Annotated in this window: 5 protein-coding genes and 1 pseudogene; all 6 read left to right on the top strand. The window is 35.4% G+C overall.

The annotated features are described in order from the left end of the window. The first annotated feature begins 72 nt into the window (after positions 1-72). The 6 genes and pseudogenes from ACOMCU_RS22905 (at position 73) to ACOMCU_RS22880 (ending at position 6425) form a co-directional block, all read left to right on the top strand. The gene (locus tag ACOMCU_RS22905) at positions 73-639 is read left to right on the top strand and encodes a TetR/AcrR family transcriptional regulator (RefSeq protein ID WP_036130195.1); all 567 of its coding nucleotides are present in this window, start codon (positions 73-75) and stop codon (positions 637-639) included. 58 nt (positions 640-697) lie between these two features. Next, positions 698-2563, top strand: a complete 1866-nt coding sequence (locus tag ACOMCU_RS22900) for an alpha/beta fold hydrolase (RefSeq protein ID WP_421051526.1) — start codon at positions 698-700, stop codon at positions 2561-2563. 928 nt (positions 2564-3491) lie between these two features. After that, positions 3492-3665, top strand: coding sequence for a hypothetical protein (locus ACOMCU_RS22895; RefSeq protein WP_157059193.1), 174 nt, complete (start codon positions 3492-3494; stop codon positions 3663-3665). A gap of 302 nt (positions 3666-3967) precedes the next feature. Then, positions 3968-4606, top strand: a pseudogene (locus ACOMCU_RS22890) (FadR/GntR family transcriptional regulator). Positions 4607-4627: 21 nt separating this feature from the next. Beyond that, the gene (gene accD / locus ACOMCU_RS22885) at positions 4628-5476 is read left to right on the top strand and encodes an acetyl-CoA carboxylase, carboxyltransferase subunit beta (RefSeq protein WP_421051525.1); all 849 of its coding nucleotides are present in this window, start codon (positions 4628-4630) and stop codon (positions 5474-5476) included. Further along, a complete protein-coding gene (locus ACOMCU_RS22880) occupies positions 5469-6425 on the top strand; it encodes an acetyl-CoA carboxylase carboxyltransferase subunit alpha (protein WP_421051524.1) in 957 nt (318 codons plus the stop codon). The genes accD and ACOMCU_RS22880 overlap by 8 nt, the downstream gene beginning before the upstream one ends. Positions 6426-6453 lie beyond the last annotated feature (28 nt).

Here is a 6453-nt window from a genome sequence, read left to right as displayed (position 1 = left end):
TTAAACTAACAAAAATACTTGCAACACCTATTATAGTACTGTACAGTACTAATTATGACAAGGGTAAAATTAATGAATCAAAAACGTGTGATTGAAGTAGCTGCAACATTATTTTTAGAAAAAGGGTTTGCTTATACAAGCATGGATGAATTAGTTCGTGTAAGCAAAGTTTCAAAGTCTAATGTGTATTATCACTTCTCTAATAAGGAAGAATTGTTGGAAGGGGTCGTTGATTATTGGATTGAAATGTATCAATCTGCAATTGATGGCTTACTATCTCAAAACCAATTATTAGTTGAAGATCGTATCCAACTGTTTTTAAAGCAATTATCACAAGGAGTTCAGACGAGAGAATATAAGGGGAGCTGTCCATTTATTACGCTTTATATTCAAAGCCCTACAAATGCCACAAAAGTAAAAGAAAAAATAGGTCTTTTTTTTGCAGGATTACAAACGAAAGTTTCTCTATTACTTAAACAAGGGGTAGAGAATGGTGAATTTAGAAAGACAATTAATATTGACGAGGTTGCATCTCTTTTTATTACAAATCTTGAAGGAGCGCTATTTATTTCAGAAACACTGAAGGATGCAACTGTAATCATGAAAACAGCAGATCATTTTTTTAACTTGCTTCGATAAAAGAAGCATTTTTTTTACATCAAATTAGTACTGAATAGTACTAAAAAGGGGATTTTATATGAGAACAGTATTTTTAACTGGTGGAACAGGCTTTATTGGAAAGCAATTAGTGAAAGAATTAGCCAAAGAGGATGTTAAAATACTCCTTTTAGTGAGGTCGAAAAGTAAAGCAACACGCATTTATCAAGAAAGAGGTATCTTAAAAGAGGCAGTTATGCACTTTATTGAAGGTGATTTGACGAAAATAGACTTAGGTCTAAGTGCTGAAGATAAGGAGAGGGTATTGAAAACGGATGCGATTATTCACGCAGGAGGCCCCATGGATATTCAAGCGACAAGCAAAGAGGCAGCTTCCGTATTTTTGAATGGTGCCCAACATATTAGTGAATTCGCTAAAAATATTCATCAATTGAAGGGATTGCAACAATTTATTCATGTTGTAGGTTATATGAGTCCCTTTGATGATAAAAATAGCAAGATTGCGATTGATGTGTTTAAAGAAGGAAACCATTATTTGAAAATAAAAAATCCATATGAGAGAACAAAATTTTTAGCAGATCTTTATATCCGTCAGCAGGCATCAACAGTAGGTTATCCGCTTTCAGTAATTAATCCACCAACTGTAGTTGGTAGTAGTAAAACAGGGAGTACGGAGCAAACAGGAGGCTTAGGCTTGCTTGTGAAGAGTATGCGAAAAGGGCTAATGCCAGTGATTCCTGGAGGTAAGGGATATAGTTTACCACTTATTTCAAATGATGAGCTTGCGAAGTTTATTGTCCAGGTTTTCAGATTGGGGCAACCGACTATTCAAACATATACACTTGTTGAAGACAAACAGCATGATCAGAACATTTCTGAATTATTAAGTGTTATATCGGAAAGTATGAATATAAGGGCACCTAAAATCTCTGTCCCAATGCCACTTATGAAAACAATTATGAATAGTGGAGTAAGTAAAATAACACAAATTCCTGCTGATGGGCTGAATTTTATTACAAACCGAACATTTTCAAATGGTTCAGCGAAAAAAATTATGGGAGAAGATTGGTTTAAGAAGACGAGTGTAATGAAATTTTTCCCTGCCGTAGTAGCTGATCTGGATTATCGAATGATGTATCCAAATGGCCAGCATAATCATTTATTTAAACGAACATTATGCGATAACACTACCATTTACCAATTACAAGGAGAGGGTAAACCGTTTATTTTATTACATGGTTTATTGAGTGATGGAGAGGATTTATTTCCTTTAGGACAAGAGCTTCATGAAAAAACGGGTCAACCTGTATGGATCTTGGATCTTCCAGGTTTGGGACGTTCTCCTTTTAAACGAGAGAAAAATCTTCTAGATATCTATTTGAATGTAGTGAAAAAGTTGTTGGAGAAAGCTACTAATGGTGCCCATCTAATTGGCCATTCATTTGGTGCGTATATTCTTTTGGAAGCATTAGTACAAAAGTACATAGATAAGAAGTATACAATTACTTTACTTCAGCCACCTGTTGCTAAAAAAAATGCTAAATCGATAAATGTTCCTCAATTTTTGAACAAATGGACATTGAAATTGGCAACTACTAATTTGATAGAGCGTTATTTATTAAGTAATGGTTTATTTGAAAGTACGGAGAGCATCCCTGAACATTATATTGAAAAAATAAGTAACAGTTTTACTTCTCCTAGAATTTTAAATACCACGGTTCAGCTTAACAGTTTACTATTTAAAAACGTTCAAGGTGATTTCAATGAAGTAAATGAAGTAACAAAGTATAATCTTCGCATTATTTGGGGGGATTATGACAGAGGCTATTCTGCTCCTTCGCATCTTGGTAAGGTTGATTTTGTTCCATATGGTCATCATTTTCCTCTAAACCATCCGAGTGAAACGGCTAATTTGGTAATAAAAAATAGTAGTACTAGCAGATGAGAGTGTGGGATAAATAAAAAGCGTGTAGTAAATTCGTTGTGTCTTTGAAATAAAGTCGTACTGTTTGAAAAAAAGATTGTTTACATGAACGCTGGATATATTTACTTAAGAATCTAACAGCTAATCAATTACAGCGTACATATCAGTATCCTGAGGTAGTAAAATGCGAATTGAACAAAGTATTGCTCCTTACGCATGGCATGTAATCACCTTGTGAAGAAATATACTTAAACTCCCATGAAAGAACGTAATAATCTTTCAAAAAACAAACAAATTATTTTATGTTGCATGTAGTCGAGCCATTAAATCCCTAGTGCTGATTAATTATATATGATTAGCAAAATAACACAGGAAATAAGTAAAATACAACCTTTACAAGAATTAAAAAGGGTAAAAAATATTACAGGTAATATAAGCGAATTTTTATCTGATATAAGCGATTGGAACAATACTAATTTGTTCGAATTAAAAGAATCTAATTATGAAGCTTTTAAAAAAGAGATTAAATCAATAGTTATTTAATTTTGCTTCTTAATATTTAAACCTACTCAGAATGTACCATAATGAGTAGGTTTACTTCTTTAATATGAACATAAGGTATATGCATCAGAAAGAGATGTAAGTGAATAATTTATTGAATCAACTTAATTAAAACACTTGGCTATAGTATTTTATTTGTTTAATATTAAAAGTCTGGACATTCTTGTCCAAAAAGTAGGATCAATGAAACTAAAGACACAAAAGTTTAAATTACTATAACTTTTTGTAGAATTGAAATAAAGTTGCGATGTTTATAAAAAGGATACGATGTTTAAAATAAAGTCGCGACGATTATAAAAAAGTTACGATTAATAACCCTGGGTATTGGCTCAGTGGGCCACGTCCGGACGATGCCAGGTACGTGCTTTCCTTGTAGGTCGCCGTTTACATGCTTCAGGATGAGTTTGGAACGGTTTCTGTAACCTTATTCCCGCAAGTTTTTCATCTTGTTCAAGAGCTTTTACTAGAAGATGAATTGCTTTACATTGAGAGAACGCTTGAAAAGCGCTTTGGTAGACCTCAAGTGAAAATAAAATATGCACAAACGACGAAAAGAATATGAAATTGAAGGGAATTTTAGAAACTGCATAAATTTTTATGCAGTTTTTTCTTTACTTTCAAATAATTATTTTGTAAGATAAAGCCAACTTCAAAAGTGGCCAGACCACTTTTGAATTCATTCAGTAAGAGACGCCATCATCTGAAGGTGGTGGATTTTGTTTCTTTTTAGTAGGTATCCAAACACCTACTGAATGAAGATACTGAATGAAGATAAAGCCTTTGGATGCATTGTTTATCTGCGCGAAAGGAAAGCGACAGCAATAATTATTCCAAGGCGAATAGATTGACCGAGGAGTTGATCGTATGGATAAAAAAACCGAACAAAAGAAAGTGTTTTTAGATATCGTCCAACAATTACGACAACTTATTAAAATAGAAAAAATACAGGCTGGTGAAAAGTTACCTTCCGAAAGAGTCCTTTCAGAACGTCTAGGTGTCGGGCGATCCTCTGTGAGAGAGGCATTGCGAAGTTTAGAGTTATTAGGTCTTATTGAAACGAGACATGGGGAAGGTACGTTTCTAGCTTCTACAAAAGCATCAGCTCGTAGAAATATTGTCGATGTTTATATTAGAAGATGAAAAATCAAAAAGGATGTCGAATTAACGCGACAAATTCATGAAAAGGAAGCCATTCGCGTTATAAGTTGTACAGAGACTCTGCGAACACTACCAGTGTGGGGCAGTTTTTTTGTAAAGCTAGAGATAGAAAGTACGATTAATTGTCGGGATGTTTTACGAGAAATAATCATCACGTCAGGAAATCGTCTTTCACTAAAAGTCTGGTTTCAGTTAGCAGTTTATGCCGGTGACCGTTTAAATCGAAACTCAACAGAAGAAGAAAAATTAATCATTCAAACTATGTTGAAATCGATGCAGCTTGGCTATGAAAAAGAAGCATTAAAAGCTTACGAACAGTGGATGAATGCTGAACAAGGCATTTAGACAACAAAGGGGGAGTAAAACATGGTAATACGTAGCTTATTTAGTAAAAAGAAAGAGGACGGACAGGAAAAGGGATTTCCAGAAGGACTTATGACAAAATGTCCAGAATGCCGTCACATTCAGTTAACAAAGGAATTAGAAAAAAATCATAAAGTGTGTACAAAATGCGACCATCATTTCAAAATGACTGCACAGGAGCGCGTAGCATATCTCTTAGATGAAGGTTCATTTGTTTCAATGGATGATCATTTACAAACAAGTAATCCACTTAATTTCCCTGATTATGTAGAAAAAATTTCAGTGGCTAAACAACAAACGGGATTAAGCGAAGCTGTACTGACTGGGTTAGGTACTCTTGATGGAGAAGAAATTGTTGTAGCCATTATGGATTCTCATTTCCGTATGGGCTCAATGGGCTCCGTTGTAGGAGAAAAAATCACACGTGCCGTTGAAAAAGCTATTGAATTACGTGTACCGGTTATTATTTTTACTGCTAGTGGTGGAGCGCGCATGCAAGAAGGTATTCTATCATTAATGCAAATGGTAAAAACGAGTGCGGCATTAAAACATCATAGTGAAGAAGGACTATTGTTTATTTCTATCATGACGCATCCTACATACGGTGGCGTTTCGGCAAGCTTTGCTTCTATTGGAGATATTAATATTGCTGAACCGCAAGCATTGATTGGCTTTGCTGGTCGCCGTGTAATAGAAGAAACATTAAGAGAAAAACTACCGAATGATTTCCAAAAGTCAGAATTTTCACTAGAGCATGGTCAGCTTGATGCAATTTTCCATCGAAAAGATTTACGAAACCAAGTAGCAATGCTTGTAAAAATGCATACGAAAGGAGGCATGCAACATGTCTAAAAATTTAGCTTTTGAAGAACCAGTAGTACAATTACGTGAAAAAATTGATGAGTTAAAAACAATTGCTACCGAAGCGAATGTAGATATCACAGGCGAAATCGAAAAGCTTGAAACACGCCTTACTCAGCTAGAACAATCCATTTATACCAATATGAGACCATGGGATCGTGTACAGGTTGCTAGACATCCTGAACGTCCAACAACATTACAATATATAGAAGCTATTTGTGAAAATTTTATAGAGTTACATGGAGACCGTTCGTTTGGTGATGATGCGGCTATTCTTGGAGGAATCGCTCTCTTTGAAGGACAGCCCATAACAATTGTTGGACACCAGCGCGGAAAATCAACTAAAGAAAATATTCGCCGAAATTTTGGTATGCCACACCCAGAAGGATATCGTAAGGCATTACGCTTAATGAAGCAGGCTGAGAAATTTAAGCGCCCAATTATTTGTTTTATTGATACGAAAGGTGCCTATCCAGGTAAGGCAGCCGAGGAACGCGGCCCAAGTGAAGCCATTGCCAGAACTCTTGCTGAAATGACGATTCTAACAGTACCAGTTATTAGTATTGTTATTGGAGAAGGCGGAAGTGGTGGTGCAATTGCATTAGGGGTAGCTAATCGCGTCTTTATGTTAGAGAACTCAACGTATTCGGTTATCTCGCCTGAAGGTGCTGCATCGATCTTATGGCGAGATGGTAGTCTAGGGAAGCAAGCAGCAGAAGCAATGCGTATAACAGCACCTGACTTAAAAGAGCTCGACGTTATTGATGGAATAATTCCTGAAATAACTGGTGGAGCACACCGTAATGTTGCGAAGCAAGCAATTTATATAAAAGATTGTATAAGCGTCACACTAAAAGCATTGAATTCTTTAAATGGCGAACAATTGATTGAGGATCGTTATGAGAAATTCAGAAAGATTGGACAATATACAGAAGCTTAAATTCATTTTTAGGTTTTGGACATGTGTA

The organism is Lysinibacillus sp. UGB7, assembly GCF_049058285.1.
Taxonomy (GTDB): domain Bacteria; phylum Bacillota; class Bacilli; order Bacillales_A; family Planococcaceae; genus Lysinibacillus; species Lysinibacillus sphaericus_B.
Note: the sequence above shows the minus strand (reverse complement) of the source record. Positions and strands in the feature narration are given on the sequence as shown.